The 2,348-nt window shown below is 44.3% G+C and carries 1 protein-coding gene and 2 pseudogenes; 1 reads left to right on the top strand and 2 read right to left on the bottom strand.

Annotation, left to right across the window (positions count from 1 at the left end):
* Positions 1 to 526: pseudogene (locus F7D47_RS05140) on the bottom strand (phage integrase SAM-like domain-containing protein); the annotation flags it as partial.
* 31 nt (positions 527 to 557) lie between these two features.
* Complete coding sequence (locus tag F7D47_RS05135; protein WP_153085151.1) at positions 558 to 1,787, bottom strand: site-specific integrase; 1,230 nt, start codon at positions 1,785 to 1,787, stop codon at positions 558 to 560.
* Between the two features lie 290 nt (positions 1,788 to 2,077).
* Here F7D47_RS05135 and F7D47_RS05130 point away from each other — a divergent pair.
* Positions 2,078 to 2,317 (top strand): annotated as a pseudogene (locus F7D47_RS05130) (tyrosine-type recombinase/integrase); the annotation flags it as partial.
* Positions 2,318 to 2,348: the final 31 nt, after the last annotated feature.

The raw sequence follows: 2,348 nt of genomic DNA, 5'->3' as shown, positions 1-2,348 counted from the left end.
TGGATGCACTATACCCTTTGCCAATCAAGAACAACTTATAAGATTTGCCAAATTCCTCAGTCAAATCTTCAAATGCAATGTCATTCATTCCTCGTAACCCGATGAACTCTCGCAAGTTGAGCTGCGATGTCTTAGATTGGCGATAAGAAGATGTTGAGTTAATACGGATGGAGCGCAGCCTGAGGCGTTCACGCTCCTCCTCGCCAGTGGCAAGCAATGTCATCGGGATAGTATTTGCATCAACAATAACATTCTTCAGAATCTCGGCGGTAACGATGCCCTTTTCCTTTGTTGCCTGCTCGTAGGCTTCGTCAATTCTTAGTCTGAACGCTTGCAGTTGTCCGTTCACTCTTGCATTCTTGGCTTCACCTTTTTTCGTGTCCCATTCTTCGGGAGCACAGTAAAGACCTGTTGCTATGGCTGACACTTTGCCGTCAATCGTGATACGGCAAAATATAGATGTGGTTCCGTCTGCCTTTACTCTGCCACGGTTGATATAATAAAACTGCTTGTATGTACTTCTCATTGTTATGTTCCTTTCTTATTTTGTGAAAATATTACAGGACAAACTTGAAGTCTTTGTTGGCTTCGATGAACTTGTCCATATCCTCAAATAGTTTTTTCGGGGTGACACGTGCATAGATTTGCGTGGTCTGAATGTTGCTGTGACCAAGCATTTTGCTGATAGTCTCTATCGGAACACCTTCTTCGAGCGTAACGAGCGATGCGAAACTGTGCCGTCCAACATGATAGACCAAATCCATACTTATGCCAGATAATACTCGGAGACTTTTCATATTACCTCTCAGCACTCGAAATTCCTGTGGCGGTAAAAGAGTAGGTCTTGTCGGGTCTTTGTATTTCTCCAACATGGCAAGCGCCTCTGGCAGTAACTTCACACGTGCAAGCATCTTGTTCTTCTTTCTATGGTATTTCAGCCAAAGGCTGCCCTCCTCATCACGAAAGAGGTTTTCTTCCGTGATGGAAACCGTATCGGCATAAGCCGTGCCTGTATAGCAGGCGAAAAGAAAAAGGTCACGGGTCAAAGCCAACGATTTTCTTCGCTCTGATATTTCGAGGTCACGAATTTTTAGGAAGTCCTCACGTGTCAATGCCTTTGGTGGATTCTCTTTCTTTTGAGGTAGCTTGAAGTGCATGAAATGATAACGCTCGGAGTGTCCTGCCTTGAAAGCTATTCGGCAGGTCTTCTTCAATATGGCGAGATAGTGGCGGACTGTATCAAGTGCAAGACCTCTCTCGTCCAAGCAAAAGTCCATGTACTCACGGATAAACTGCTCGTCAAGCTCACCGAATGCCACATCGTCAGTTCCATAACGCTTCTTGACGAACAATCCCAATGTCAGGCGAGTGTACTGGTAGTTTGGGAGCGTGCCTTTCTTGTAGTCGATGCCGATTCTTGACTCAATGTCCGCAATGATGGCGTCAAGCTGCTTCAACAAGGTCATCTGAGTGTCTGCACTACATTGAAACAGATCCTTTATCGACTTTGCGTCAAAATCCGTCTTGCGCTCCACAAGTGACTCGTAGGCTGAGTTTATAGCCAGCAACAGCTTGTCAATCTTGGCGTTCACTTCCACAGCCTCCTTGCTCTTGCCGTCAAGTCTGCTCTCACGTGGATTCCATAACTTTGGCGTACATGACAACTTGCAACCGAACTGCGCCATTGTTCGGTTGAGGGTGATGCGTCCCATGATGGGAGCCTTACCGTTCTTGTCCAATCCGCTCTTTTTGAGGTAGAGCAGCACCTTGAATTTTTCAACTTTCATCTGCTTACTTTTTTAGTTTGCAAAAATAATCAATCAGTAAGCATTCTCCGTCATTGAAAGTTGTGCAGAACAGTGCAACAAACACTGGTGACAAACTATTTGTTTTTCACCTCGTTAGCAGTGTTGGTTTCGGTAACTGACCGCTAACGGTTTGGTAACTGAAATAACTCAATATCCTGCTCGGCTTTGCTTTGTAGCCAATTGGCAGAATTATGAAATATTGCTCATTCTCAACCACTTGCAGTTCATTCCTCTCATATTCACTTTCCGTTGCTTTTGTTTAAATTGTGCACGTTGCCCGCCATTCGTTCGCAACCTCGGTTTGCCTCTCCAACGGAGTTCCAATAGAAACAGTGAGTTCAATGCTTGGTCACAAGGACATAAAGACAACCCAGGTGTATGCCAAAATTACCAAGGAAAAATTGAGCAAAGACGTGGAAAAGTTGTCTCAGCAGATTAATAACATTGAGGAATTCACGTTTGGAAATGTTTGCAACGATAATACCAACACTATAAATGGCAGAGTATGAAACGACAAGTGATAACAATACAAGAAGATAT

The sequence above is a fragment of the Segatella copri genome (assembly GCF_009494835.1).
Taxonomy (GTDB): Bacteria; Bacteroidota; Bacteroidia; order Bacteroidales; family Bacteroidaceae; genus Prevotella; species Prevotella copri_F.
The sequence above is the reverse complement of the archived record's forward strand: the minus strand, read 5'-3'. Positions and strand labels throughout refer to the sequence as shown.